General features: G+C 62.3%; 22 protein-coding genes and 1 riboswitch. Of the genes, 5 read left to right on the forward strand and 17 right to left on the reverse strand.

Annotation, left to right across the window (positions count from 1 at the left end; all coding sequences use genetic code 11):
- Window positions 1–21 precede the first annotated feature (21 nt).
- Both M3P21_RS11120 and mnmH read left to right on the forward strand, forming a co-directional pair.
- Window positions 22–687, forward strand: coding sequence for an SOS response-associated peptidase (locus tag M3P21_RS11120; protein WP_249710042.1), 666 nt, complete (start codon window positions 22–24; stop codon window positions 685–687).
- Between the two features lie 37 nt (window positions 688–724).
- Window positions 725–1,777 (forward strand): tRNA 2-selenouridine(34) synthase MnmH, encoded by a 1,053-nt coding sequence (gene mnmH / locus M3P21_RS11125; RefSeq protein WP_249710044.1) that lies wholly within the window; start codon window positions 725–727, stop codon window positions 1,775–1,777.
- Here mnmH and M3P21_RS11130 read toward each other — a convergent pair.
- The 7 genes from M3P21_RS11130 to M3P21_RS11160 are packed head-to-tail and all read right to left on the reverse strand — an operon-like array spanning window position 1,768 to window position 9,845.
- On the reverse strand, window positions 1,768–3,921 hold the full coding sequence (locus M3P21_RS11130) for a selenide, water dikinase SelD (RefSeq protein ID WP_249710045.1): 2,154 nt from the start codon (window positions 3,919–3,921) through the stop codon (window positions 1,768–1,770). The two genes, mnmH and M3P21_RS11130, sit on opposite strands and share 10 nt — an antisense overlap.
- 9 nt (window positions 3,922–3,930) lie before the next feature.
- Window positions 3,931–4,314, reverse strand: coding sequence for a Na+/H+ antiporter subunit G (locus tag M3P21_RS11135; RefSeq protein ID WP_249710046.1), 384 nt, complete (start codon window positions 4,312–4,314; stop codon window positions 3,931–3,933).
- Between the two features lie 7 nt (window positions 4,315–4,321).
- Entirely contained in the window at window positions 4,322–4,591 is a 270-nt protein-coding gene (locus tag M3P21_RS11140) for a K+/H+ antiporter subunit F (RefSeq protein WP_249710047.1), read from the reverse strand.
- Window positions 4,588–5,085, reverse strand: coding sequence for a Na+/H+ antiporter subunit E (locus M3P21_RS11145; RefSeq protein WP_249710048.1), 498 nt, complete (start codon window positions 5,083–5,085; stop codon window positions 4,588–4,590). The genes M3P21_RS11140 and M3P21_RS11145 overlap by 4 nt, the downstream gene beginning before the upstream one ends.
- Complete coding sequence (locus M3P21_RS11150; protein ID WP_249710049.1) at window positions 5,082–6,623, reverse strand: monovalent cation/H+ antiporter subunit D; 1,542 nt, start codon at window positions 6,621–6,623, stop codon at window positions 5,082–5,084. The genes M3P21_RS11145 and M3P21_RS11150 overlap by 4 nt, the downstream gene beginning before the upstream one ends.
- Entirely contained in the window at window positions 6,620–6,964 is a 345-nt protein-coding gene (locus M3P21_RS11155; protein ID WP_249710050.1) for a Na+/H+ antiporter subunit C, read from the reverse strand. Before M3P21_RS11155 ends, M3P21_RS11150 begins: the two co-directional genes overlap by 4 nt.
- 1 nt (window position 6,965) lies before the next feature.
- Complete coding sequence (locus M3P21_RS11160; protein WP_249710051.1) at window positions 6,966–9,845, reverse strand: monovalent cation/H+ antiporter subunit A; 2,880 nt, start codon at window positions 9,843–9,845, stop codon at window positions 6,966–6,968.
- Between the two features lie 243 nt (window positions 9,846–10,088).
- Here M3P21_RS11160 and M3P21_RS11165 point away from each other — a divergent pair, with 243 nt between their 5' ends.
- Both M3P21_RS11165 and M3P21_RS11170 read left to right on the forward strand, forming a co-directional pair.
- The gene (locus M3P21_RS11165) at window positions 10,089–10,571 is read left to right on the forward strand and encodes a rhodanese-like domain-containing protein (protein WP_249710053.1); all 483 of its coding nucleotides are present in this window, start codon (window positions 10,089–10,091) and stop codon (window positions 10,569–10,571) included.
- A complete protein-coding gene (locus tag M3P21_RS11170) occupies window positions 10,568–11,395 on the forward strand; it encodes a CE1 family esterase (RefSeq protein ID WP_249710055.1) in 828 nt (275 codons plus the stop codon). Before M3P21_RS11165 ends, M3P21_RS11170 begins: the two co-directional genes overlap by 4 nt.
- A gap of 283 nt (window positions 11,396–11,678) precedes the next feature.
- Here the strand turns inward: M3P21_RS11170 and M3P21_RS11175 are convergent, their stop codons facing one another.
- Window positions 11,679–13,253 (reverse strand): arylsulfatase, encoded by a 1,575-nt coding sequence (locus M3P21_RS11175; protein ID WP_249710057.1) that lies wholly within the window; start codon window positions 13,251–13,253, stop codon window positions 11,679–11,681.
- A 154-nt stretch (window positions 13,254–13,407) separates the two neighbouring features.
- Between M3P21_RS11175 and M3P21_RS11180 the strand changes: the two genes are divergently transcribed.
- Complete coding sequence (locus tag M3P21_RS11180; protein WP_249710058.1) at window positions 13,408–14,313, forward strand: LysR family transcriptional regulator; 906 nt, start codon at window positions 13,408–13,410, stop codon at window positions 14,311–14,313.
- Between the two features lie 164 nt (window positions 14,314–14,477).
- Here the strand turns inward: M3P21_RS11180 and mdoH are convergent, their stop codons facing one another.
- The 9 genes from mdoH to M3P21_RS11225 all read right to left on the reverse strand — a co-directional run bounded on the left by mdoH (window position 14,478) and on the right by M3P21_RS11225 (window position 25,537).
- Entirely contained in the window at window positions 14,478–16,352 is a 1,875-nt protein-coding gene (gene mdoH / locus M3P21_RS11185) for a glucans biosynthesis glucosyltransferase MdoH (RefSeq protein WP_249710059.1), read from the reverse strand.
- A complete protein-coding gene (locus tag M3P21_RS11190; protein ID WP_249710060.1) occupies window positions 16,349–17,851 on the reverse strand; it encodes an OpgD/OpgG family glucan biosynthesis protein in 1,503 nt (500 codons plus the stop codon). Before M3P21_RS11190 ends, mdoH begins: the two co-directional genes overlap by 4 nt.
- Window positions 17,848–19,065: an OpgC family protein gene (locus M3P21_RS11195; protein WP_249710061.1), complete on the reverse strand. Its 1,218-nt coding sequence runs from the start codon at window positions 19,063–19,065 to the stop codon at window positions 17,848–17,850. The genes M3P21_RS11190 and M3P21_RS11195 overlap by 4 nt, the downstream gene beginning before the upstream one ends.
- Before the next feature lie 23 nt (window positions 19,066–19,088).
- Entirely contained in the window at window positions 19,089–20,459 is a 1,371-nt protein-coding gene (locus M3P21_RS11200) for a tetratricopeptide repeat protein (protein WP_249710062.1), read from the reverse strand.
- Window positions 20,460–20,640: 181 nt separating this feature from the next.
- Complete coding sequence (locus M3P21_RS11205; RefSeq protein WP_249710119.1) at window positions 20,641–21,825, reverse strand: CaiB/BaiF CoA transferase family protein; 1,185 nt, start codon at window positions 21,823–21,825, stop codon at window positions 20,641–20,643.
- A complete protein-coding gene (locus M3P21_RS11210; protein ID WP_249710063.1) occupies window positions 21,812–23,431 on the reverse strand; it encodes a thiamine pyrophosphate-binding protein in 1,620 nt (539 codons plus the stop codon). Before M3P21_RS11210 ends, M3P21_RS11205 begins: the two co-directional genes overlap by 14 nt.
- 68 nt (window positions 23,432–23,499) lie before the next feature.
- Window positions 23,500–23,973, reverse strand: coding sequence for a DUF302 domain-containing protein (locus M3P21_RS11215; protein ID WP_249710064.1), 474 nt, complete (start codon window positions 23,971–23,973; stop codon window positions 23,500–23,502).
- Window positions 23,974–24,056: 83 nt separating this feature from the next.
- Window positions 24,057–24,800 (reverse strand): precorrin-6A synthase (deacetylating), encoded by a 744-nt coding sequence (cobF, locus tag M3P21_RS11220; protein ID WP_249710066.1) that lies wholly within the window; start codon window positions 24,798–24,800, stop codon window positions 24,057–24,059.
- A gap of 59 nt (window positions 24,801–24,859) precedes the next feature.
- Complete coding sequence (locus tag M3P21_RS11225; RefSeq protein ID WP_249710067.1) at window positions 24,860–25,537, reverse strand: energy-coupling factor ABC transporter permease; 678 nt, start codon at window positions 25,535–25,537, stop codon at window positions 24,860–24,862.
- Window positions 25,538–25,585: 48 nt separating this feature from the next.
- A riboswitch (cobalamin riboswitch) is annotated at window positions 25,586–25,774 on the reverse strand.
- Window positions 25,775–25,799: the final 25 nt, after the last annotated feature.

The following is a 25,799-nucleotide window of genomic DNA, read 5'->3' on the forward strand; positions in this document are numbered from 1 at the left end:
ATGAGTAGGGGGGTATGACACATGTGCGGGCGGATCGCGGTCACATTGCCGAATGATGCGATGGCGCAATTATTTGCGGCGCAACCGGCGAATACTCTGCCCGAGACACCGAATTACAATGTCTGCCCGACCAATCAGGTGCATGTGGTGCGCACGGGCGATACCGGGCGTCAGCTGATGCCGATGCGCTGGGGTTTTCTGCCCCGGTGGTACACGTCTGAGACCGCCGGGCCGCTGCTGATAAACGCACGCTCCGAGACCATCGCCGAAAAGCCTGCCTTCCGCGAGGCCTGCCGTGCGCGGCGCTGCATCCTGGTTGCAACCGGGTTCTATGAATGGACCAAAACGCCAGAGGGCGCGCGCCTGCCCTGGTATATCCACCGTCGGGACCGGGCCGTGATCGCCCTTGCCGGTATCTGGCAGGATTGGGGGCCGGAGGTCGACCGGCAGACAACCTGCGCCATCGTCACCACGGCGGCCAACCGGCATATGGCGGCGATCCACCACCGGATGCCGCTGATCCTGGAACTGGGTGACTGGCCGCTCTGGCTGGGCGAGGCAGGCCATGGCGCGGCGCCGCTGATGCGTCCGGGCGCAGACGAGGTGCTGAGCTTTCACCGGGTCGATCCGGCGGTGAATTCGAACCGGGCCAGCGGCCCTGAATTGATCGCGCCGCTTGCGGCCTGAGCTTTCACTCCGGCGGCAGCCGCGCTAAAGCCTTTACATGGCACTCGAATTCTCAACACTCGCCGATGTCCTCGCGCATGGTTTCGATACCGTGATCGACGTGCGCAGCCCGGCGGAATTTGCCGAAGATCACATGCCCGGCGCCATCAACCTGCCGGTTCTCGACAACGCGGAGCGCGCGCGGGTGGGCACGATCTATGTGCAGGATAGCCCCTTCCGCGCCCGCAAGCTGGGTGCGGCGCTGGTGTTTCGTAACGCCGCCGATCACATCGAACACCGCCTCAGCCATCACGAGGGAGCCTGGCGGCCGCTGGTCTATTGCTGGCGCGGCGGGCAGCGGTCGGGCTCGTTCGCCTGGATGCTGCAACAGATCGGCTGGCGGGCGCAGGTGGTGACGGGTGGTTATCGCAGTTACCGGAGGCTGGTGAAACGCTACCTTTATGACGACCCGCTGCCGCACCGGCTGATCGCGCTGGATGGCTATACCGGCACCGCCAAGACCGATCTGCTGGCGCATCTGCAGGGGCGCGGTGTGCAGGTGCTGGATCTTGAGGTCCTGGCCAATCACCGCGGCTCGCTTTTGGGGACAATGCCGGGCGGGCAACCGAGCCAGAAGGGGTTCGAGACGGGCCTTGCCGGGGTGCTTTGCCGTCTGGACCCGGCCCGCCCTGTGGTGGTCGAGGCGGAATCGAGCAAGATCGGCGAGCGTATCCTGCCGCCCAGCCTGTGGTCGGCACTTTGTGCGGCGCCCCGGATCGAAATTCAGGCCAATATTGCGGCCCGCACGGCCTATCTGGTCCGGGCCTATGACGATATCCTGTCGGATACCGGGCCGCTGCGCGCACGGCTTGATCCGCTTCGGTTCTTTCGTGGCCATGAGGTGGTCGATGGCTGGAACGCCCTGATCGACGCGCAGGACAAACCCGGTCTGACCCGGGCGCTGATGCAGCAGCATTACGATCCGGCTTATGACAAATCACGCAAGGCGCGCGGGGCGACGGTATTGTCGCAAGTGCCGCTGGCGTCGCTGTCACCCGCCGATCTGGATCAGGCGGCAGCCCGGATCGAGGCATTGCTGGATCAGCTCTGAAGCCGCAATCCGGCCCCTTCGGTCAGTGTGCCGATCGACGCGGCCTGATAGCCTGCGCGCTGCAATCGCGACAGAATGTCATCCGCCGTTTCGGGCGCAATGGCGGCCAGCAATCCGCCGGCGGTCTGCGGATCATAAAGCAGGTCGGCGTTGTCACCCTCGGGCAGGTCCGGGGTCAGCCCCCGGTTGTCACTGAACAGGGTCGAGCGGGTGCCCGCGCGTGCCAGGTCCTCGGCCCCGCGCAGGAATGGAATGCTGTGCAGATCAAGCACGGCTCCGGTCCCTGACATCTCGCAAATACCGCTCAGATGCCCGGCCAGACCAAACCCTGTCACATCGGTCATTGCATGTGCCTCGCGCAGGATATCGGATGCTGCGCCCTGCGACTGCTGCATCAGGCGATAGGCCTCGGCCACATCCTCGCCGCGCGCCTTTCCGGCCATCTCGGCGGCGAGGATCACGCCGCTGCCGATCGGTTTGGTCAGGATCAGGACGTCGCCGGGCTGCCCCCCCGCCAGCGTGATCGGATCGCAGTCGCACAGGCCGGTCAGGGTGAAGCCGATGGTCATCTCGTCACCCATCGAAGTGTGGCCGCCGACGATTTCGGCCCCGGCCTGGCGCAGCACCTGCTGTGCGGCCTGCATGATCTCGGCCACGGTGCGGCGCTGCAGCTCGCTCGACAGGCGCGGCAGGATCAGGTTCGCTGTTGCGGCTTGCGGCGCGGCCCCCATCGCCCAGATATCCCCCAGCGCGTGATGCGCTGCGACCCGCGCCATCACGACCGGGTCCAGTGTGATGCCGCGCAGGTGATCGGTGGTCAGGACCTGCCGCGCACCGCCGGTTCGGATCAGAGCGGCATCGTCACCGGGCAGGGGGCTGATGTCGGCGCGGTCCTGCGGGGCGGGCAGGCTGTCGCGCAGGGCAAGCCGTCCGACCTTTGCGCCACAGCCCCCGCAGAGTGGTTTGCCGCCAAGCGCCTCAGCCATGCCATCGGCATGATCGCGGGGCAGGGCGGGGTGCTTCATCTTCGGCAGGTTGCGGAACCTGTTCATGAACTTCCGGTCGATATGATCCTTCCAGCGCCACATGAGAGGCCCGCCGAAAGCTCTCCCGAACCGTTCGGCAAGGGCCGACCGCGCACCCAGCGAGATCAGCTTCAGGTAATCGTCCTGCGGCGCATAACGCCTCATGCGACCGGCCCCCAGCGCCGCGCGCAGGTTCCGGTACAGCACCGGCGCTTCGCGTACCGCATAAACGCCTGCCTTGGGGCGTGGATCATGGCTCAGATGCGCGCAATCTCCCGCCGCAAAGACCGCCGCGTCGCTGCTTTGCAGGTATTCGTTCACGGCGACAAAGCCATTGTCCAGCCGCAGGCCGGTTTGCGCGATCCAGTCATAAGGCCGGGCCCCGGCGGCACCGGTGATGAAATCGGCCTCAATGCGGCTGCCATCGGACAGGGTCAGGTGATCTGCGTGAATGGATCGGATCTGCGTCTGCTCGATCAGCCGGACGCCAAGGCCTGTCAGGGCGTGGCGCAGGCGTTCGGCGGCGCGCGCACCAAGTGCGGCAAGTGCGGTGGCGCTGTCGATGATGCTGACGGTGGCATCGCGCCCGCGCTGGCGCAGCGCATGGGCCATGGCCATCGCCAGTTCCGCACCGGCAACGCCGCCGCCGATCACCACCACGCGGGCCGGGCCTGCCCTGTCCCGGTAATCGGACCAGCGCTGCGCAAATACGCCCAGCGGCTTGGCGGGCACCGCGTGTTCGGCAAAACCCGGCAGCGCGGGCATGTCCGAGGTGATGCCCACATTGATCGAAGCGACGTCATAGGCGACAGGCGGCCGCCCCGGAACGTGAATCTCGCGGCGGGCTGGGTCCTGCCCCTCGACTGCGCCAAGGATCACACGCGCACCGGCAAAGCGCGCCAGACGGACAAGGTCGATATCCAGATCGTCTCGCGCGTAATGCCCGGCGACAAAGCCCGGCAACATGCCCGAATAGGGCGCGGTGGGGCCGGGGTTGATGAGCGTGACCCGCGCCCCGGCAAGCGGATTCATCCCCCATTTGCGCAACACCAGCGCATGCGTATGACCGCCCCCGATCAGGACCAGATCGCGGGTCAGTGACAGCGGAGGTGCGTACATGTGCTCAGATCATCGCGGCATCTCGGCCACGTCCTCATCATCTTCGATATCGTGGGTCGCCCAGACACCATCCTCGCCAGCATCCGGCAGTGATGCGGGCGTTTCATGCCGGTGAATATGCCATTTCGCAATGAAATGCGCGCTGACCGGTGCGGTCAGGAATAAAAACAGCGTGATCAGCAACTCGTGCAGGGACAGGTGATGATCAACAAAGACCGAATGCAGGATCGACGCGATCAACACGCCCCCCACGCCCAGCGTCGTGGCCTTGGTGGGGGCATGCATCCGCGACATCGGATCGCTGAGCTTCAGCAGCCCGAAAGAGCCGACAAAGCCGAAGATGCCCGAGACGATCAGGAAGAACGAGATCAGCAGTTCCGCTGCAAATGCCATATCCGCCTCACTCGATGATATTGCCGCGCAGCATGAAGCGCGCATAGGCAACCGTTGAAACGAACCCCAGCATTGCGATGATCATCGCCGCCTCGAAAAAGATCTCGGACGAGATGCTGATGCCATAGAGGATAAGCAGGGCGATGGTGTTGATCACCATCGTATCCAGCGCCAGAACCCGCACACCAACCCCGTCCGAGGTCAGGATGCGCCAGAGATTCATCATCAGCGCGGCGCCGAAACAGGCGAAGGCGAAGTAGGTGGCATATGTGATCATTCGAAAATCTCCTTCAGGCGCCGTTCATAGCGTTGCTTGATCTCGTCGCGCACCGCGTCCGGGTCCTCGGTGTCCAGGCAATGCACCAGCAGGCTGTGGCCTTTGGCCGACAGATCGGCGCTGAGCGTGCCGGGCGTCATGGTGATGGTGCCTGCCAGCACCGTGATCGCCTCGGGCGAGCGCAATTCCAGCGGAATGCGGACCCAGGCGGGGTTGCGCGCAGCATCAGGTTTGAACAGCACGATCCGTGCCACCGCGATATTGGCGATCACGATGTCATAAAGCACGACCAGAATATACTCGACCACCATCGGGATGTTCCGCAGCTTTGGCCGGTTGGGCCAGTATGGCATGGTTACCACCGGGATCACGATGCCCAGAAAGAACCCGAACAGCAGCGAATTGAGCGAGATATCATTGACCAGCAGCTGCCAGACCAGCGTCAGCAGCAGGGTCAAAAACGGGTGCGGCAGCAATCGGCGCAGCAGTCTCATTTCTCCGCTCCTTTCAGGACCGCCTCGATATAGCGGTCCGGGTTGAACAGTTGATCCGCCGTCGCACTTGCGAATTCGCTCGCCGGACCGGCAAAGATCGTCAGCGCGATCAATCCCGCGAGCAGGGCAAAGGCGGCGGTAAAGGTCAGGCCCGGATAGGGTTCCGGCGCGGTATCGATCTCGGTCGGTTCATCGGTGTCGGGGTCGGTCTGCGGGTCCACCGCATGGCTTTTCCAGAAGATCAGCGACCCGGCACGGGCAAGGCCCACGATGGTGACAAACGATCCGATCAGGACGACGGCCCAGATCGCGACCCTCTCCGGCGCGGGCCAGGAGGCCTGAAGCACCAGCAGCTTGCCGATAAAGCCCGACAGCGGCGGCATCCCCGCCAGCGCGATGGCGCCCACGAAGAACAGGCTGGCAATCAGCCCCGATTGCGGCATCGGGCTGTGGGGGGTGATGTCAGGTCCGCGCCGCTCCATCACCATGTCGGCGACCAGGAACATCAGCGCTGTCGCGAAGGTGGAATGCACCATGTAATAAATCGCCGCCGTGGTGCCCGCTTGGGTGAACAGCCCTACCGCGATCAGCAGCGTGCCCATCGAGGCGATGGCGGCAAAGGCCACCAGCCGCCCGATCTCGCGCGCGCCCAGAATGCCGATGGCACCGGCGGCCATGGTCAGCATGGCGGCGGGCAGCAACCAGTCTTCGACCAGCCCCTGGGTTGCGGCCACCTCGGGCCCGAAGACCAGCGTGTACATGCGAAGGATCGAATACGCCCCGACCTTGGTCATGATCGCAAACAGCGCGGCCACCGGCAAAGGCGCGTTGGCATAGCTGAGCGGCAGCCAGAAATGCAGCGGCAACAGCGCTGCCTTGACAGCAAAGACCAGCAGCAGCAGTACCGCGCCGACGCGCAGCAGCGCGGTGTCCTCGGGCGGCATTTCGGCCACGCGCGCGGCCAGGTCGGCCATGTTGAGCGTGCCGGTCACCGCATAGAGCGTGCCGAGCGCAAACAGGAACAGGGTCGAGCCGAGCAGGTTATAGACCACATATTGCACCCCCGCGCGCAACCGCCTTGTGCCGCCCGCATGGGTCATCAAGCCGTATGAGGCGATCAGCAGCACTTCGAAGAACACAAAGAGGTTGAAGGCGTCGCCGGTCAGAAACGCGCCGATCACGCCCATGATCTGAAAGTGAAAGAGCGCGTGAAAATGCCGCCCGCGCTTGTCCCAGCCCGAGCCGATGGCATAAAGCACGATGGGCAGGGCCAGCACCGATGTCAGCAGCACCATCAGCGCCGAAAGCCGGTCCAGCACCAGCACGATGCCAAAGGGCGCGGGCCAGTCGCCCAGCTCGTAGGTCTGGATCTCACCGCCCAACGATTGCCCCATCAGGGCAAAGGCGATGCCCAACAGGATCAACGTGGCCGCCACCGAGAAAATCCGCTGCAGGTCCAGATGGTGGCGAATGACCATGATGATGAACGGGGCCAGCATCGCCGGCAGGACGATCGGCGCAATGATCAGGTGGTTCATGCGTCGTCTCCCGGCTCTTCGGTCAGGTCGATCCGGTCATCCCGAGAGGACAGGTAGGCGCTGAGCGCCAGCATCACGATCACCGCCGTCATCCCGAACGAGATCACGATGGCCGTCAGCACAAGCGCCTGCGGCAGCGGGTCGGCATAGGTGACCTCGGCGTATTTGTTCAGGATCGGCGGCTGGTGCAGGGCCAGCCGCCCGGTGGCAAAGAGGAACACATTGACCGCATAGGTCAGTTGCGACAGGCCCAGGATCACCGGGAAGGTGCGCTTGCGCATGATCAGGTAGATACCGGATGCCGTCAACACACCCACCGCTGTGGCAAGAAGGAGTTCCATATTATGCCTCTCCTTCCGAAGCGGGCTGATCCGTGTTCGGGTCGGGCGGATCGTCGCGTTTGGGGTTGATGTCCATCGCATGCTCGGTGACCATTCCGGGCTGCCAGGCAAAGCGCGACAGGCTTTCCAGTGCCAGCATCACAGCGCCCAGCACTGCCAGGAACACGCCCAGATCAAAGAGCGCGGCGGTGGCCAGCTCGAACTCTTTCAGCGGTGTCAGATGCACATAGCCAAAAGCACTTGTCAGGAAGGGCAGCCCGTTGAACCAGGCCCCCATGCCGGTGGCCGCAGCGATCAGCACGCCGCTACCGATAACGCCGTGATAGAAGATCCGCTGCCGCTCGGCGGCCCAGGTGAACCCGCTGGCCATGTATTGCATCACAAAGGCAATCGCCGCGACCAGCCCGGCGATGAACCCGCCGCCCGGCAGGTTGTGCCCGCGAAAGAAGATATAGGCCGCCACCATCAGCGCGATCGGCATCATCACCCGCGTGACCACCACCATCATCAGCGGGTGCGCGTCGCCCGATTGCGGCCATTCCGGTTTGCGGTTCAGCAGATAGGCGCGGACATTCGAGGCCAGCACCGCCTCGGTCAGGGCAAAGATCACCAGCGCGGCGATGCCCAGCACGATGATCTCGCCAAAGGTATCAAAGCCCCGGAAATCCACCAGGATCACGTTGACCACATTGGTGCCGCCACCACCCTTGTAGGAATTGGCCAGATGGAACTCGGAAATCGTCGGGAACGAGAAATCGCGGATCATCACCGCATAGATCAGTGCCGCTGACCCCACACCTGCCACGCCCGCAATCACCGCATCTCGCAGCCGGATCGTCAGGCTGCTGTCCACTGGCGTGGTCTTGGGCAGGAAGTTCAGGCACAAGAGCAGCAGGATGATCGACACCACCTCGACCGAGATCTGCGTCATTGCCAGATCAGGCGCCGAGAGGAAGTTGAACGACAGCGACACGATCAACCCGACCACACCGATCAGCACCAGTGCAAGCTGCCGGTTGCGGTGCAGGAAAGTCAGCATCGCCGTGGCCGAGATCAGGCAGAACCAGGCCACGATGGGCAGCAGCGGCGCGTCCTGAACGTCACGCGTAGGCAGCTCCATTGTGCCGGTGAAATAGGCGTAAGACGCAATCGCCAGCGTAAAGACGACAAAGATCATCGCGTAGCGCGAGATTGCCCCATTGTGCAGCGTGTCGGTGATGACGCGGCTCACCTGGGTCAGGGTGCCGATTACGGTGTCAAAGATGGTCTTGGCCTCGGGGCGCGGCATCGCGTTCCAGACCCGCTCCAGCCCGCCATGCATGATGAGCAGGATCAGACCGCCAATAGTGGCCACCGTGGACATAAGAAGCGCGGTATTGAACCCGTGCCAGAGCTTCAGCTTGAAATAGGGAAGCTCTCCACCGGTCACCGCTGATGCGGCGACCTTGACCAGCGGACCGACCATCGCCTGTGCGTTCAGCCCGATGGTGACCACCAGAACGACAAGAAACGCCGGGGCCAGCCACAAGCCCACCGGCGGGTCGTGGGGAGGGGATGGATAGTCGCTCCGCTTGGGGCCCAGGAAGACATGCGCGATGTACCGAAAGGAATAGGCCGCCGAGAACAGCGCCGCCAGCAATGCCAGACCGGGCACCAGAAGGTGCGAATGGCCCCATACCGTGTGGACGGTTTCCTCCAGCATCATCTCCTTGGACAAAAACCCGTTGAGCGGAGGCAGGCCCGCCATGGACAGGCTGGCGATGAGCGCGATGGTGAAGGTGACCGGCATCAGGTGCCGCAACCCGCCCAGCCGCTTGATGTCGCGGGTGCCGGTCTCGTGGTCGATGATGCCCGCGCTCATGAAGAGCGCCGCCTTGAAGGTCGCGTGGTTGATGATGTGGAAGATGGCGGCAATGGCGGCGATCTCGGTGCCGAAACCCAGCAGCATGGTGATCAGCCCCAGATGGCTGACCGTCGAAAAGGCCAGCAGCGCTTTCAGATCATCCTTGAAGAGCGCGATCACCGCGCCCAGCAGCATGGTGATCAGACCGGTCGTGGCCACGATATAGAACCACTCGGGTGTTCCCGCCAGCACCGGCCACATCCGCGCCAGCAGGAACAGGCCTGCCTTCACCATGGTGGCCGAATGCAGATAGGCTGAAACCGGGGTGGGTGCGGCCATCGCATGCGGCAGCCAGAAATGGAACGGAAACTGCGCCGATTTGGTGAAACAGCCCAGCAGGATCAGGATCAGCGCAGGCAGGTACAGCGGCGAGGCTTGGATCAGTTCCTTGTTTTGCAGAATGACACTCAGGTCATAGCTGCCCACGATATGGCCCAGGATCAGCATGCCCGCGATCATCGCCAGCCCGCCCGAGCCGGTCACTGCCAGCGCCATCCGCGCGCCTTGCCGCCCTTCGGGCAGATGTTTCCAATAGCCGATCAGCAAGAAGGAACTGAGTGAGGTCAGCTCCCAGAAAACAAGCAAAAGCAGGATGTTGTCGGACAGGACGATCCCGACCATCGCGCCCTGAAACAGCAGCAGATAGGTATAGAACTGCCCCATCGGGTCCTCACGCGACAGGTAGAACCGCGCATAAAGGATGATCAGCAGCCCGATCCCGAGGATCAGCGCGGCAAACAGAAAGCCCAGCCCGTCGAGAAAGAAGTTTGCGTTCAGTCCCAGCCAGGGCAGCCAGTCTAGCCGGGCAGTCACCGCCTCGCCGCGCAGCACGGCGGGCAGGTTGATCATCAGACCGACGAAGGCCAGGGCGCTCGTGACCCCGGCGGACCAGGCGCAGGCATTGCGGCCCGCCCGGATCAGCAAAGCCGGAAAAACTGCTCCAAGAAATGGAAGGGCCACGATCAGGAATAGGGACACCAGCTGCTCTCCGGTCTTTGGTTGAAATCTGCCAACGCGCTGTCACGGATAATTTCCAACCTCAACCGTTAATGCAAGTTTTCAAATTTCCCATAAGGGCAAACAAGGTCTGCAGAAACTGATTGCGCAGGGCACGACCCGCCTGTGGTTGACGCGATGGTGATCGCACGGGCGGTGGCTGGGGCAGGCAATTTATGGCGAATATGCTAAGTATCATCTGTCGATACGCATTGGGTTGAGATCATGGCAGTGCCTCAAAAAACCGGGCCGGTAACGCGCAGGAGGATTCTCTTTGGTGGCGCAGTTATGGTGGCCGCAGGATTTGCCATTCGGGAATACCGGTTGATTCCGCCTGCCTATGCGGGCGGCAAGCTGAGCGTGGAGCAGGCGCATGACAAGGCGGCGCGCGATGACATCGTGCTGATCGATATCCGCCGCCCCGATGAATGGGCGCGGACGGGTATCGGCGCGGGTGCCCATCCGATCGACATGCGGCGCGAGGATTTCATCGCTGCGCTCAGGTCGGTTGCCGGGCCTGACACCGACCAGCCCATCGCACTGATCTGCGCCCGGGGCGTGCGCTCGGCCAACATGAGCCTGCAGCTGAGTGAGGCGGGCTATACCAACATCATCAACGTGCCCGGTGGCATGCTGGGATCGCGCAATGCCACCGGATGGCTCGACGCGGACCTGCCTGTTGTGGCGTTTGAGGAGAACAATGAATGATCCGTTCACTATGTCTGGCCCTGACGCTGGCCTTTGTGTCGCAGGGGGCACAGGCCGGTTGCGCTGAGCTTGAAGCCGCCTGCGAGATCGACACCGGTCTCTATCACATCGAACTGCCCGACAGGTCGGAACAGGGCATGCCCGCCGTCATCTTCCTGCATGGCTATGGCGGGTCGGGGCAGGGCGTGCTGAAGATGCGCGGCATGGTCGAGGGTTTCAAAGCGCGCGGCTATGCGGTGATCGCCCCCACCGGTGAGCCGCGCGGCGAAGACGGCCCGCTGAGCTGGGTGTTCTATCCGGGCTGGGAAGGGCGCGACGAGAGCGCGTTTCTGGATGCGGTCCGGGCCGACGCTGCCGATAGGTTCGGGGTCGACGCGGAACGGATGATTCTGGCGGGGTTCTCGGGCGGTGCCTTCATGGTCAGCTATCTGGCCTGCGCCACGCCCGACGCGTTCGCTGCCTATGCCCCGGTGTCCGGCGGGTTCTGGCGGCCCCATCCCGAAAGCTGCGCCGGTCCGGTGCGTCTGTTCCAGACCCATGGCTGGACCGACCCGGTGGTGCCGCTGGAAGGGCGGCAATTGGGCGGTGGACGCTTCATTCAGGGCGACATCTTTACCGGGCTGGAGATTTGGCGCGCGGCCAATGAATGCGCCGACAACAAACCCGACGGATTTTCCCAAACCGGCCAGTTCATGCGGCGCAAATGGACCCGCTGCGCTGACGGCAGCGCGCTGGAATTTGCGCTGTTTCCGGGCGGTCATCAGGTTCCACAGGGCTGGGCCGACATGGTCGTTGATTGGGCAGAGGGGTTGCCGGGAAGCTGAGGACATGCGCGCTCGGGACATCGGTGTCCGTGGTGCTTGCTGATCACCATCTATCATCACGTGCATAGAGTGGAACACCCAGGCTTACTGATCCTGACAGCGGGTGTTCTCGTTTCGAGCCCGACACGTTGCATTTGTCAGCTTTGAGCCCAAATTGACTGATGCTGCGCTAAGACCAAATGACAAGTTTGGGTGTTAAAGCGGACCCTCGTAAGCAGGTGCTTTCGCGCAAACTCTTGTATGGATCGGGAGGCAACGATTGATGCCTCCCAAGTATTGATTTCTACTGCGACATCCCACCTTCGGTCGAAATTTGCTCTTCGACATGGCTTTGGTTGGTTATGTCCGATCCCCGTGGAGGATATTCCTTGAACGTAGACAGGTGGTTTTGGACGATTTTGGCGGCAGGACCAAATGCCCACATCTTGTTGCCCATCCACCGTGTATACATCCCCGATTCCTCGGCCGCTTTTTCGTAGGGATCGCGGCGCAGGTTGAACAGCAGGGGTGCGTTCAGTTCTTCTTTGGGCCCCGCCCAACCTTCGGTTTGTATCGTGAAGTGCGCTTTCCAGTCACCATGCCGCACGGCTTGCAGGTCCGGACCTTCGTAGTAGATGATCTCATTCCGGTTGCTGTCGCTGTCACCAGTCAAAAACGTCAGTTGGTTAAACCCATCCAGATGCACCTGATAGCCCTCGTAGCCTTGGAGCAATGATCCGGGCAGATCGTCCGGGCCGCCGGCGGCGGCAACAAGGGTGGGCATCCAGTCAAGACCGGCAAATATACCATTGCTCACGGTTCCGGCTGGGACTTGTCCGGGCCAACGAATGATGGCCGGGACGCGGAAACCACCTTCCCAGGTTGTCCCCTTTTCACCATGGAATGGCGTTGTTCCCCCGTCGGGCCAAGTCATGGTTTCGGGGCCATTATCCGAGGTGAAGACGACGATTGTGTTTTCTGTGACGCCCAGTTCGTCCAACCGCGCCATGACTTTGCCTACGTTGTCGTCAAGTTCCTTCATGACCACATCCTGCAAACCGCGCCCGCCACCTAACATGGCTTCGTATTCGGGGCTCAGATGGGTCCATACATGCGCGCGGGCCGGGGCCATCCACACGAAGAAAGGCGTTTCACTGTCAACCGCGCGGTCTATGAAGTCCAGTGTGTGCGCTGTTACTTCATCGTCGAGCGTCTTCTGCCGCTCGGGCGGAGCGGGACCATCGTCGATAATGCGTTGCTTTCCGACCAAACCCCAGCGCGGATCAACAGTTTCATCCATGGTATCAGTTGCGTAGGCGTGGATGATGTTCCGAGGGCCAAAAGTGTCGTTGAATTTCTGATCTTTCGGCCAGTCCGGATCGGATGTGTATTCCATCGCGTTCAGGTGATAGAGCCAGCCCCAGTATTCGTCAAAGCCTTTCACTGTTGGCAGGAACTTGTTCATATCGCCCAGATGGTTCTTGCCAAATTGACCAGTTGTGTAGCCCAAAGATTTTAGCATGTTGGCTAGAGTAGGGTCATTTTCGCTTAGACCTTTTTCCGGGTCTCCGGGCAGGCCAACCGTGTGCATCCCCGTTCGAACCGGAAATTGACCGGTGATAAAGGCAGACCGTCCGGCGGTACAGCTTGGCTGCGCATAGTAATCCGTCAGGCGCATGCCATCCGCGGCAAGCTGGTCGAGGTTGGGGGTTTTGATACTTTTTACACCCTGATGGTAGCTGCCCAGACTGGCCCAACCGACATCGTCGGCCATGATGACAAGGATATTGGGTTGGTCGGTTTCGGCCAAAACTGGCATGGCACAGATCGAAGCCGTGGCCAGCGTGGCGGAAACCGCAACAGATCGAAGAATGAACATTTTTACCTCTGTGGACGTAGAAGACGATATCGATGGTGCGAATATCGAAGGGTCCATCAGGGATAGCGATTGAGACTTTCGCGCCGCAACAGAGCTTTACCATGATTTCATATTGTGAAAACTAAACCACGAAACTTGAAATGAACTTGACCACATGATGAACGAAAACGCCTTGTCCGCCTTTCTTGCATTGGCTGAAACCGGCAGCTTCCAAAATGCAGCCCGTGCGATGGGTGTTTCCAACGCGTCCTTGTCCCGCTATGTTGGGCAGGCCGAGGAACACACGGGACTTGTTTTGTTCCACCGAAGCCGAAACAGCAGCACACTGACACGCGCGGGGCAGGAGTTTTTGCCAATCGCCCAGGCGCTGCGCGACGACCTGGACCGCTATGCGACCCGTGTTGCTGGATTGCGTGAAACCGGGCCGGGAACTTTGCTGTTCGGTTGCGGGCCGCTAACTACAGGAACTTTGATCCTGCCCGTCTTGCGCGCCGTACGAAGGACGATGCCTGACCTGCGCTTCCGAGTTCTGGTGAGTGCCTACGCTCGTCCACTCGACCTATTGCAGGCTGGGGAATTCGACGTATTTCTCGGTGATCTGACCTACACACCCGAAGCCGACGATGTTGAGATTATGGTGATGGAGAAACAACCCATCCAGTTCGTTGCTCATCGAGATCATGAGATTCACCAGCGCGGCCCTCAAACCATGGCAGGCATATTCGATTTTCCCTTTGCATCGCCACATCTCCACAAACATTGGAAAGCCGCTTTGACAAAAGCACTTGGTGGCGGTGCTGAGGCCGTCGAAAAGGTTAATGCACAGCCACATATCGAATGCGACGACTACAACCTCTTGACCGGATTGTTGGCAGTGCCTGACTTCATCGTGGGAGGGATGTCGAACACATTCGTAGAGTTGATCCGTGCAAAGACAGTCAAACCCGTGACGATGAAACAGAACCTTACGTGGAACATTTGCGCGGCGCGTAAGTCGCAGAACACGTCGGATGCGCTTGAATTGTGCTGGAGTGAGCTTGCTAAATATCGAGCACGGTGACGTGAGGCATCTAAAGGTGTCCAATTGAGACGTTTTCGGCTCATACTAGGTTGTTTAAATGAGTTCAAAAACTTGCCGAAGTTCCGCTTTACAACGAGAGCGGCTTTTAAATGCAAATGACCAATGGCAGCAAAGTCCGCGGAGTCGCCGTCCAATTCGACCAATCACTCCGCCGGGGTAACCGCGCCTTTGCCGTCCAGCAGCGATTTCAGCTCGCTGCGATAGGTGCGGGCGGTGCGAGTGATTGCCGGTTCGCGGAAGTCCTCGCGCATGCCCAGCAGGCGACGTGCTGCCCCTGCGGTGACGCCACTCAGGGCCGAAAGCGGAACGGCGAGTGTGAGGCTCAGTGCGATCGGGATCAACCAGGCTGAAACCACGCCCCCCAGAATGCCCACAGTCAGGATCGCGCCACTCACGGTTTCCAGCGCGTGGCAGATCAGCAGCGTGCGCAGACCATAGCTGCCGCCATCGCGGGCCTGCGGCGACCAGCCCTTTTGCAGGCCCAACAGGCTGCGGAACACCGCAATCATCTGCTGCACCATCAGGATCGGCGCATAAAGGATCGACAGGCAGATCTCGGACAGGAAGGTCAGGCTGAACCGACCCCCACCGCCGAACTCGCGATAGCGTGTGCCGGTCAGCGGCAGCGCCGCCGCGCCCAGCAGTTTCGGGGCCAGAAGCATCGCATACATCAGCACGATGATCAGCGCGTGACGGGCCTCGGTCATCTCGGGCCACTGCGGGAACATCGGATTGTCGGGGCTGAAATAATGCAGCACGCTGGCATCCTCGCCCCGACCAATGAGGGCCCACATTACCAGCAGCGCGAACCAGATCGGCGACAGGAGATAACCGATCGCGCCATGGAACATGTGAAAGCGCGAGATCGAGCGGAAGCCTTTGGAGCCCAACAGGTTCAGGTGCTGCAGATTGCCCTGGCACCAGCGCCGGTCGCGCTGCACATGGTCGATCAGGGTCGCGGGTGTTTCCTCGTAAGACCCACGAATGCGCGGCAGGAAGCGCACGCTCCAGCCCGCGCGGCGCAGCAGGCCGGCCTCGACGAAATCATGGCTCATGATCAGCTGTTCGCGCCCCGTCAGCGAGCGCAGACGCGGCAGGCCCGCGCAATTGGCGAAAGCCTGCGTGCGGATGATCGCGTTATGGCCCCAGTAATTGCCTTCTTCACCGCACCAGCGCGCCAGCCCTTCGGCAAAGGCCGCGCCATAGACGCCATTGGCGAACTGCTGCACCCGGGCAAAGACCGATTGCGCGCCGATCAGCTGCGGAAAGCTCTGCACAAGACCGGCCGAGGGATCACGCGCCAGCGCATCGGTCAGCCGTGCAATGGCGCGACCGGTCATCAGGCTGTCGGCGTCCAGCACAAGCATGGCGTCCCAATCGGCGCCCCAGCTGCTGATCCAGTCGGCGATATTGCCCACCTTGCGGTCGGTGTTCTGTTCGCGGCGGCGGTAATAAAGCTCCAGATCCGGGGCCAGTGTGGTGCGCAGTGCCTCGATGCTGGCCTGTTCCTGCGCGGCGATTGCATCGTCGCGGGTGTCCGACAGGACAAACATCGCATAGTGATGCGCCCCGCCGCGCGCCTTGAGCTCCTCCAGCATGGTGCGGGCGTTGCCCAGCACGTACCAGGGAACCTCATTATAGACCGGCATCAACAGTGCCACGCGCAAAGGCTGCGGGCGTTCACGCACACGCTGCGGTGACAGGCGCGACAGTGAGATCAGCCCGAGCAGCACGGTACTGACCGTGAACGTGATCCAGAAGAAATTGAACGAGATCAGCCCCAGCAGGATGCCTTCGACCAGCGAGACCCCCTCATCCGAGAACCAGTCCTGCATGACCCAGACCAGCCCCAGCGTCGCCGCCAGCGCAGGGGTGAAGGCCAGAAAACGCCACAACCATGCGGCAGGCGCGCCCGTGCCCTCTTGCGGGGCATCCGTGTCGTGAAAGCGCGTGCCGAAATCCTGCACCGGCATCTCCAGCGCGGCCAGGGAGGGCATGATATGCAGATCATGCGTCATGTGGTCCACCGGTACAGCCAGACTTCGGAGGCGGGCTTGCCATCCCGGCGCAATTGCGCACGCAACTCCACATGGTCACGCTCGGCGGGCTCGAACCCAAAGGCCAGACGCAAGCCGCCAGTGTCGGGATTGCGCTGCAAGACGCCCTCTGTCACGTCGGCATGGGGCGAATAGGTGATGACATCGATACTTTCGATATCATCGAGCAGCGGCGTGTCTTCGAAATCGATCACCGCCAGACGGCCTTCGCCAAAGGTGTTGTCACCCATGGCAGTGTTGATCACCCGGGGCAGGGCGGTGCGGTTGGGCTCATGCCCCCAGGTCAGTCGATAGGCGATATCCATCTGCTCGCCCGCCGGAACCGGGGTGGCGGGGCGCCAGTAGGCGACGATATTGTCATAGATTTCCTGATCCGCCGGGATCTCGACCAGGGTCACGGTGCCCTTGCCCCATTCACCTTTGGGCTCGACCCAAAGGCCGGGGCGGCGGTGATAATGCGCTTCGAGATCAGCGAAATCCGAGAAGGTCCGGGATCGCTGCATCAGCCCGAAGCCGCGCGGATTACGATCCACGAAAGAGGAAATCTGCAGCCGTTTCGGGTTGGCCAGCGGTCGCCAGATCACTTCGCCCGACCCGTTTTCGATCATCAGCCCGTCACTGTCGTGAACGGCGGGGCGGAAATCGTCGAACCGGGTGCGGTTGGTCTGATCGTAGAGGAACATCGAGGTCAGCGGGCCGATGCCCACATGAGACAGCTCAGTGCGCGGGAACAGCGTTGCCTCGACCTCCATCACGCAATCCTCGCCCGGCGTGATCTCGAACCGGTAGGCACCCGAAACGCTGGGGCTGTCCATCAGGGCGTGGACGACCATGTTGCGCTGACCCGGGGCCGGGCGTTCCAGCCAGAAACGGATGAATTCGGGGAATTCCTCGCCATCCGGCTCACCGGTGTTCAGCGCCAGACCACGGGCCGAGAGCCCATAGGCCTCGCCCAGCCCGATGGCGCGGAAATAGCTCGCGCCCTGAAACACGCAGAATTCATCGGTCAGGCCGGGGCGGTGCATCTCGGTGCGCAGGCGCAGGCCGGAAAAGCCCAGCGTCTCGTCCGAGGGCAGCGCTGGCACATCCTTGGACCGGTCGAACATGGACAGATCAAAGCCCACCGGCTGCGACGTCCCATCCTCGACCGTCAGGATTTGCACGGACCGCGGGAAATAGAGACCGGGGGCAAAGAAATCGACTGAGAAGGGCGTCTGGGTTCCATTCCACAGCCCCTGTTCGATATTGAACCGGATCGAGCGGTATTGCTCGTAGGTCAGGTCCTGCCAGGGCTTAGGAACCGCCGCGCGCATCGCATAGGGACGGCTGGCCAGATCACGCGCCTGGGCAATCACCGTTGTCCGATCAAAAGACACGCCGGACCCGGTGGCAAAACCCATGGCGGGGGCCAGCGCAAAGGCCGAAGTCGTGGTCAGAAAGGCGCGGCGGGAAAGGGTCATGTATTGGACTTCCAGGGGTGCGATTTGAACCAGGCGGCCACATAGGCCACTCCGATTAACATTGCAAAACCAATAAGGTTAGCGGCCGTAACACTGGCAAAGTTTCGCCCAGCAGCGTCCAGAAACACGCCGATCAGACGCGCGGCGGCCATCGAGAACACAAAGACCGCAAGCGATTGCTGGCCGACCTTGGTGATCCATGTCAGCATCACCCGCCAGACTTGCGCCAGCGCGCCGGTGCCGGTGGCCACCAGCCGCTGTCCCTTGTCCCCAGCAACAACCCAGCCCAGATAGGCCAGCGCCAGGAAATGCATGTAGCGGAACAGGCCGAAATCGGTCTTGTCGCGGAATTCCTTGGTCAGCGGCCAGACATCGCGGATGGCGTCTCCGACCTGCCCGTTCCAGGCATCGACCCAGAGAAAGACCTTCCACGAGCCAAACGGCGCGGACAGAACCAGAAACAACGCACTGATCCAGATCAGCAGTTTCGAAACGGGCGGGGCCGGTATCCAACCCCGCATGAAGGCGAACCCGGTGAAGAACAGCAATTGCCAGCCAAACGGGTTGAAGAACCATTGCCGGTCCGACCACGGCTCGGCGGGCAAGGCCAATACGCCGGTCTGTGCCACGGCCCAGATGCCGACCGAGGTCAGCGCCGCTGCCCAAAAGCTGATCCGGTGCAGCGCCATGAACAAGGGCATCATCGCCAGAACCACCAGATACATCGGCAGGATGTCGAAATAGTTCGGCACATAGCTGAGGGTGAAGATGCCAACCATCTGGCTGGCCGGGTCAGCAAAGAACTTCTGCAGGTTCAAGGCACTGACGTAACTCTTTTCAAACGCACCGGAATTATCCAGCGCCGCCATGCTCATCGCCACGAAGAAAAACAGCGCGATATGTGCCCAGTAAACCTGCCAGATGCGGAAGGCGACGCGGGCGGTGCCCATCCACCAGCCCTTGCGCAGAAAAGCGCCGCCAAAGGCGATGGCCGAGGCCATGCCCGAACAGAACACAAATATCTCGGTGGCATCCGAGAACCCGAACCGGGCCGGGATCCATCTGGACCACGGGTCGCCCGGAATATGGGCGACAAGAATGATGAACATCGCGATGCCGCGATAAAAATCCAGCCGGGGATCGCGGGTGCGCGCGGGGGTTTCCGCGCGGTCCCGGACCATCGCAAAATCGGAAGTGGGCGAAATCGTCGCCATACGGCTTGGGTCCTTCCAGGTCGTTATTCGGCAGGCACGCTTTGCGCGTTCGCTCCACCGCGCCCGGATGCGATCAATGCACGGCGGGCCAGGGCATAATTGTCTTCACCGCCCGCGCGCTTGGCCTGCCGGTCGTCGAGGATACGTTCCACGGCGTCCAACCGCCCGGCGCGCAGGCCAGAATCGATGGTGAGGCGTTCAAACACATCGCGCTGCGCATGTGAACCGCCAGCGAGGTGCATTTTGTCGCGGGCGGTCAACAGGTTATCGAAGGCCTCGGCATAATTCCCCTCGCCAAAGGCGCAAAGCCCGCTGGCCGCAGCCAGACCGGGATCACCCATGCGCCGCGTCACGTCGCAATTGCTACGCTTGGCGTCGGCATGGATGCGGGCCAGCATTCGGGCGCTGGCATCCGCCTGATCGGTGCCGGTCAGGGCCATCAAGTAGTGAAGATCGGCAAAGATCAGGCAGCCATCCTCGGTCCGCGCGGCGCTCAGATCGGCCAGTTCGTCCCAGCGGTTGCCGACGTCGACGCCCTCCAGTTCCAGCCGCATCAGCAGCGAGGTGGCGTTCGAGATATCGCGGTAGTCGTCGGTCCGGTCCTTGCGGATTTCGGCGTCATAAAGCTCCATCACCCGGTCCACCTGACCCAGATCAAGATGCATCAGCGCCTTGTGCCACCACACATGATAGCGGAAATTGTTGCAATGCGCCCAGGCGGCCTCGCGGCCCGACAGCCATTCCAGCCCGGTTTTCGCGTTGCCGGTCATGTCATGCACATGCGCCACCGCGTGCAGGCCCCAGGCATCGTCCGACACCATCCAGAGCGCCTGCCGTCCGGCAATCTCGGCCTTGTCATAGGCGCCGGTTTCCTCCAGCGAGAACGCGTGGCAGCCCAGCAGGTAGCCGCGCCCGGCATGGTCGGGGGCATAGGCGGGCATCACCCGTTCGATCGACCGGCGCATGCCGTCGGAATCGCCCAGAACAAAGCGGCACGCATGGCTGAGCTTCATGGCGAGCGTGTCGTCGGGATGGTCGCGCAGCACCGCCTCATAGGTCTGCACCGCTCCGGTCAGATTTCCGCTGAGCCACAGGCGCAACGCGGTGACATATTTCTGTTCGCGCAAGGTGATCGTGCCGTGCCGGGTGGCATCCTCGGCCAGTTCCAGCGACTCGGCGGCGGCGGGGACCAGTTCGCGCCGCCCAAGCAGCGACAGGAACATCCCCTTGACCGCATGGCCCAGCGCAAAATCCGGCTCAAGCGTGAGCACTTTGGCAAGATGATCGGGCGTCACCGCGGCATGCGCCAGAAAGCCGAGCAGGACACCGTCCCATGCCTCGGCGCTGTCTGCGCGGGTGAGGCTGTTCATCTGTCCAAAAACGTCTTGTTTCATGCCGGGGTCCACTCTGTAATTTTTCGTAAGGCTGCCATTGCCTTAGCAAACTCTATTCAAGGCCAGTAACAGTATCGACCTCGCTCGCGAATTGGTGAAACGGCGTGTGCGGAAAACGCGAAAAAATCCGCCGATGGGGTGGCATGTTTCAGCCGAACGCTGCCAAGACAGGCGATCTGTTTCAATCGTCGAAGGGCGTATCGCTGTCCAGAACCTGATCCGTATCCGCACCAAAGACCGGCGGGGCGCGGCGATAGGTGACCGGTGTCCGGGAAAATTTCAGCGGATTGCCGATCAGATCGACAGGGCCGGGGGCGGCCTGCAATGACAGCCGCATGTCGCGCGCCGCCACCTGATCGGTGGCAAACACCTGATCGAGCGTCTGCACCGGACCGACCGGAACCTTGACCGCCTCCAGCCCGGTGATGACCTCTGCGGTGCTGCGCTGACGCAGCGCCGGGCGCAACACCGCGTTCAGCGCATCCCGGTGGTCCAGGCGCTGGGGGTTGGTGGCGAAACGCGCATCGTCGGGCAATGCGGGATGGCCGATAAAAGTACAGAAACGCTGGAACTGCGCATCGTTGCCCACTGCCAGAATCACATGGCCGTCGGCGGTCTCGTAGACTTCATAAGGGACGATGTTGGGATGCCCGTTGCCGCGCCGCTGCGGTGTTTCGCCAGTGGTCAGGTAATTCACACCCTCGTTGATCAGCCAGGCGATCTGCGAATCCACCAGCGCAATGTCGATCTGCTGGCCTTCGCCGGTGCGCTCCTTGTGGCGCAGCGCGGCCAGAATGCCCACGGTGGCATACATCCCGCACATCACGTCCGCGATGCCGACGCCCACTTTCATCGGGCTGCCCTCAGGGTCTCCGGTCAGTGACATGATCCCGCCATAACCCTGCGCCATCAGGTCATAGCCGGGCTTCGAGGCATTCGGGCCGGTCTGCCCGAAACCCGATATGGAACAATAAACTAACCAGGGAAGCTCACTTGCAAGAGACGCATAGTCGAGCCCGTATTTCGCCAGCCCGCCGGGTTTGAAGTTTTCGATCAGGATATCGGCTTCTGCCGCCAGCCGTCTGATGGTGGCTTGCCCTTCGGGCGTGGTGATATCCACGGCCACCGATTTCTTGTTGCGGTTGGCGGACATGAAATAGGCGCTGAGATCGCTGGGATTTCCTTCGGCGTCCTCGGCATAGGGCGGACCCCACTGCCGTGTGTCGTCGCCGCCCGTCGCCGGGTTTTCGATCTTGAGCACGCTGGCCCCCAGATCGCCCAGCAATTGCGTGCAGGTCGGCCCCGCCAGAATGCGGCTGAGGTCCAGAACCTTGATGCCGCTCAAGGCGCCTTCAGATACGACCATCATATCCCTCGCGGTCTATTTCGGCGGCGATCACCGTGAAACGGTCCGCTGCCTGCGCAGTTTCAAGGGCCGCGCGCAGCTCGGCACGGTTTCGCACGGTATGTCCATAGCCACCAAAGGCACGCCCGATGGCGGCGAAATCGTGATGCCCGAAATCGACGCCCCGGTTGGCCATCTGCCGACCCCGCTGTTTCAACTCGATCAGCGCGAGGCTGGCATCCACGAAGACCAGAAAGATCGGGTTGCCGCCCATCTCGGCAGCGGTCGAAAGCTCCCCGGCGACCATCAGAAACCCGGCATCGCCGGAAAAGCTGATGACGGGGCGGTCCGGTTCGGCCAGTTTCAGCCCGATCGCCATCGGCACCGCGCAACCCATGGTGCACAGCCCCGAGGACTGGATCAGACCGCGCGGCTCGCTACAGCCCCACATCTGGCTGAGCAGGATGCGATGCGCGCCGCTATCGGCACTGGCCAGCGTCGTGTCCGGCAACACGGCACGGGTCTCGGCGATCACTGCCGCCGGGCCCCAATCGTCATCGGCGGGAAAGGCTGCGGCGAGCGCATGGTGGGCCTTTTCGGGCTCACCCTCGACCCATGTCGGGCGCGCCGGGATGCCCTTGGCCAGAACCTCCAGCGTGGCGGCGGTGTCGGCCACAAGGTTCACGCCTGCCTGATGCATGTAGTGATCATTCGGAACCGCCGCGATATCGATGACATTCTGCATGGCCGGGTCCCAGATCTCGCGCCAGCCAGGGCGCATTTCGATCGGATCATACCCGATGCAAAGCACCAGATCCGCGCGCTTGACCAACGACACCAGATGGCTGTCGGCCAAGGGTGACAGGCCCGCGCCACCCAGACAGAGCGGATGGTCTTCGGGGATCACGCCCTTGGCCTTGTATGTGGTCACGAAGGGGATGCCGAAATGTTCCAGAAAGGCGCGGGTCACGCAGGCCGACCCGTCATAGAGCACATCCAGCCCGATTACCGCGATGGGCCGGTTGCTGGCGGTCAGCCATTTGCGCGCCTGCTCAACCTCGGTGCCGCAGGGGGTCACCGGGGCCGCAGGAACCAGACGGCGCAGGCGCGGGGGTGAAACCTGCGCATCCGCGACCGAGATCGGCACGTCGATATGCACCGGGCCGCAACGCGGCTGCGTGGCCAGCGATACTGCCTTGTCAGCGACGATGTCGGCGCCTTTGGCGGTCATCCGGAACGTGCCCTTGGTGATCGGGCGGAACACCTGTTGATGGTCCATCACCTGATGGGTGTAGGTCAGCGCCTCATCCGCGTCGACGCAGCCCGTCAACACGATCATCGGCACCCGGTCCTGCTGCGCATTGGCGACCACGTTGATCCCGTTCATCGCGCCGGGGCCGAGCGTCGCGAGCAGGATTGCGGGCGCGCCGTTGCGGTGATGCACCGCCTCAGCCATGAAACCCGCCGCGTTCTCGTGTTTGGCCAGGTGAAAACTGATCCCGGCCTTTTCCAGCGCATCGACCAGGGTCAGCACTTCGCCGCCGGGCATCCCAAACGCATGGCGGCATCCCGCCTCGTACAGCCTGCGGGCCAGAAGGTCAGCGGCGCGAATGGGGTGGTTCTGCATCAAGGGGTCTCCGGACAAACAATGAGCGGAGATTGCGCGTTGCGCGGCCAGAGGCAAGTGGAATCACGTCACTGTGAGGACGCAGCCGCTTTGGCGATGGCGTCGAAACGGCTGTCCAACTCCTGCGCAATGGCAAGTAATTCGGTGCCTCCCTCCGTGTAGGGCGCAAAGACGAAAGAGGGGGTTTTGTAGGACAGCGTCGCCGTGCCGTCAGCATTTTCGGTCACATAGAACCGGACCGGTGCCTCGATCATGGCGGCGGTCGAGGTCGCAAGCACGCGCACCGCGAAATCATTGTTGAAGACGCCAATGACGCGATTGCCCGGAATGGTGATGCCACGCGCGGCGGCGGCCTTGGTCGGCCCGGCCTGGGTCACGACGATCAGCCCGTTCTCTTTGACGGCAGCTTTCACATCACTGACAAGCTGGTCATGGGATTTTCCGGTCGGCACAACCATCCACCCGTCGCGCGCAGACAGATCATCTGCATGGGTCACTGTGGCGGTAAGCAGGGCAACAACAAGGCAAGCGATTCTGAGCATGGCATCCTCCGAGGACCACGCATCCTTGATGCCATGCCATGCGGTCGGGCGACATCACATTTCCGTGGACCCGCGCCCTGCGCTCAGCCCGCGCGCCGGCGCAGCAGATAGATATCCATGATCCAGCCATGCTCGGCACGGGCGGCGGCGCGGGTGTCGATGATCTGCTGGCTGACCGCGCCCAGCGGGCCATGGATCAGGATCTGTTCCGGCATCCCGACAAACGCGCCCCACCAGATGTCATAGCGGTCGGCATCGAGCGACCGAAACGAGCATTCGCCGTCCAGCATCACGGCGACCGAGGTGACCGGGTCGGGCCAGCCCTCGTCGCGGATGCGGCGCCCGGTGGTGACGACATAGGGCGCGCCAAGCTCGTTGATCGGGATCGCATGGGCGGCGGTCAGCGCCTGAAGGGCGGTGATGCCGGGAACGACCCGGATCGCCGGTTTCGGGTCCAGCCGGCCCGCGATGCGCAGCGAACTGTCATAAAGCGACGGATCGCCCCAGATCAGCAGGGCAACGCGCCGTGCCTCCGGGTGGTCTGCGATGGCCTCTTGCCAGCGCCGTGCGATGGCGTCGTGCCACTCTTCCACACCCTGCAGATAACCGTCATCGGCGCGGCGTTTGGGGATGTCGAAATGGGCAAGCGGCGGGGGTGTGTCGCTCAGGCCTGTGATGATCTGTTCACGCAGACCGGCCAGATCCTCTTTGCCGCTGCCCTTGCGGGGGATCAGGATCAGATCCGCGTTGCGGATCGCACGCGTGCCCTCGCGGGTCACGTGATCGGGGTTGCCGGTGCCGATACCGATCAGGAAAAGCTCTTGCATAACAGACAATGGCTCCGACCCTTTTTGAGTCGGAGCCATCCTTTGCACGTTAGATCAGGTCAGGCCGCGTGATAGAGGCGCGAGGTTACCAGGCCGGAGTCTTTCAGGCCCTTCAGCGACTTGGCGCCCGCCAGAACGGCGAGGTCAAAGACCGGCTCGACCAGAACCACCAGCATGTAGGCCATGCCAAAGCTGCCAACGGCTGCCATGTTCTCAGCGCCGAAACCCTGACCGTAAAAGGCCCAGAACGCGACCCAGGCGATCACGCCGCCCTGATAGGCCGCCGACAGTTTCAACACATCCGCATAGCCCAGATCGACATAGGCCACATTCTGCGGCAGCGCGCGTTTGGCCAGCGCATGAATGCCAAAAAGCGGCACCAGCAGCGTAGTCAGGTTCACGAAATACATCGGCACGTCACTGGGCGCAAAAAGCAGACCCTGAATGGCCAGACCGGCGGCAAGGCCCACAGCGGCGGGCGCGGCGCCCAAAATCAGCAGCAGCGTGGTGCCGAGGATGAAGTGGACTTCCGAGATGCCGACCGGGAAATGCGGCAACACCTCGAAGAAGATGAAGACGCCCAGCGTGGCGGCGATGCTGCGAGCCACAAAAGAGGTCGCGGCGCGTTCCTTCAGATCATCTGCGATCAGTTTCAGGGAATAGCCTGCGGCAGCGGCCGCTGTTCCATAGGCGAAAACCATTTTTGCGCCATGGACGACACCCGGTTCGATATGCATGTAAAGTCTCCTTCCCGCCAACCCCGGCGAATACGTGTGCCGGTTGCCCGGCTGTTTCAATTCACGGCAGGTTTCCTGACTCACGGATCGTCACACGCGCGGGCCTTCCCGGCATCATGCCAGTGGCGGATACCACGCGTGCTTCCCGATTACAGTTGCGGGGGCAGTCGGGGAGTTGCACCCCGTTCCCTTTTCCCCGAACCTTGCGGCCCGGGCACCGTAGTTGCACTCATGTCTTGTCCGGCCCGTTTGCGTCAAGCCC

It is taken from the genome of Ruegeria spongiae (assembly GCF_023502395.1).
Taxonomy (GTDB): Bacteria; Pseudomonadota; Alphaproteobacteria; order Rhodobacterales; family Rhodobacteraceae; genus Ruegeria_C; species Ruegeria_C spongiae.

Excerpts from the sequence above, each read along its gene's own strand:
- M3P21_RS11170 (WP_249710055.1), top strand. The coding sequence starts at position 10,568 with ATGATCCGTTCACTATGTCTGGCCCTGACGCTGGCCTTTGTGTCGCAG.
- M3P21_RS11135 (WP_249710046.1), bottom strand. The coding sequence starts at position 4,314 with ATGGCATTTGCAGCGGAACTGCTGATCTCGTTCTTCCTGATCGTCTCG.
- M3P21_RS11225 (WP_249710067.1), bottom strand. The coding sequence starts at position 25,537 with ATGCATATCGAACCGGGTGTCGTCCATGGCGCAAAAATGGTTTTCGCC.
- M3P21_RS11140 (WP_249710047.1), bottom strand. The coding sequence starts at position 4,591 with ATGATCACATATGCCACCTACTTCGCCTTCGCCTGTTTCGGCGCCGCG.
- M3P21_RS11190 (WP_249710060.1), bottom strand. The coding sequence starts at position 17,851 with ATGACCCTTTCCCGCCGCGCCTTTCTGACCACGACTTCGGCCTTTGCG.
- cobF (WP_249710066.1), bottom strand. The coding sequence starts at position 24,800 with ATGCAAGAGCTTTTCCTGATCGGTATCGGCACCGGCAACCCCGATCAC.
- M3P21_RS11165 (WP_249710053.1), top strand. The coding sequence starts at position 10,089 with ATGGCAGTGCCTCAAAAAACCGGGCCGGTAACGCGCAGGAGGATTCTC.
- M3P21_RS11120 (WP_249710042.1), top strand. The coding sequence starts at position 22 with ATGTGCGGGCGGATCGCGGTCACATTGCCGAATGATGCGATGGCGCAA.
- M3P21_RS11145 (WP_249710048.1), bottom strand. The coding sequence starts at position 5,085 with ATGAGACTGCTGCGCCGATTGCTGCCGCACCCGTTTTTGACCCTGCTG.
- M3P21_RS11175 (WP_249710057.1), bottom strand. The coding sequence starts at position 13,253 with ATGTTCATTCTTCGATCTGTTGCGGTTTCCGCCACGCTGGCCACGGCT.
- M3P21_RS11195 (WP_249710061.1), bottom strand. The coding sequence starts at position 19,065 with ATGGCGACGATTTCGCCCACTTCCGATTTTGCGATGGTCCGGGACCGC.
- M3P21_RS11200 (WP_249710062.1), bottom strand. The coding sequence starts at position 20,459 with ATGAAACAAGACGTTTTTGGACAGATGAACAGCCTCACCCGCGCAGAC.
- M3P21_RS11180 (WP_249710058.1), top strand. The coding sequence starts at position 13,408 with ATGATGAACGAAAACGCCTTGTCCGCCTTTCTTGCATTGGCTGAAACC.
- M3P21_RS11215 (WP_249710064.1), bottom strand. The coding sequence starts at position 23,973 with ATGCTCAGAATCGCTTGCCTTGTTGTTGCCCTGCTTACCGCCACAGTG.
- M3P21_RS11130 (WP_249710045.1), bottom strand. The coding sequence starts at position 3,921 with ATGTACGCACCTCCGCTGTCACTGACCCGCGATCTGGTCCTGATCGGG.
- M3P21_RS11210 (WP_249710063.1), bottom strand. The coding sequence starts at position 23,431 with ATGCAGAACCACCCCATTCGCGCCGCTGACCTTCTGGCCCGCAGGCTG.
- mdoH (WP_249710059.1), bottom strand. The coding sequence starts at position 16,352 with ATGACGCATGATCTGCATATCATGCCCTCCCTGGCCGCGCTGGAGATG.
- M3P21_RS11150 (WP_249710049.1), bottom strand. The coding sequence starts at position 6,623 with ATGAACCACCTGATCATTGCGCCGATCGTCCTGCCGGCGATGCTGGCC.
- M3P21_RS11205 (WP_249710119.1), bottom strand. The coding sequence starts at position 21,825 with ATGGTCGTATCTGAAGGCGCCTTGAGCGGCATCAAGGTTCTGGACCTC.
- mnmH (WP_249710044.1), top strand. The coding sequence starts at position 725 with ATGGCACTCGAATTCTCAACACTCGCCGATGTCCTCGCGCATGGTTTC.
- M3P21_RS11155 (WP_249710050.1), bottom strand. The coding sequence starts at position 6,964 with ATGGAACTCCTTCTTGCCACAGCGGTGGGTGTGTTGACGGCATCCGGT.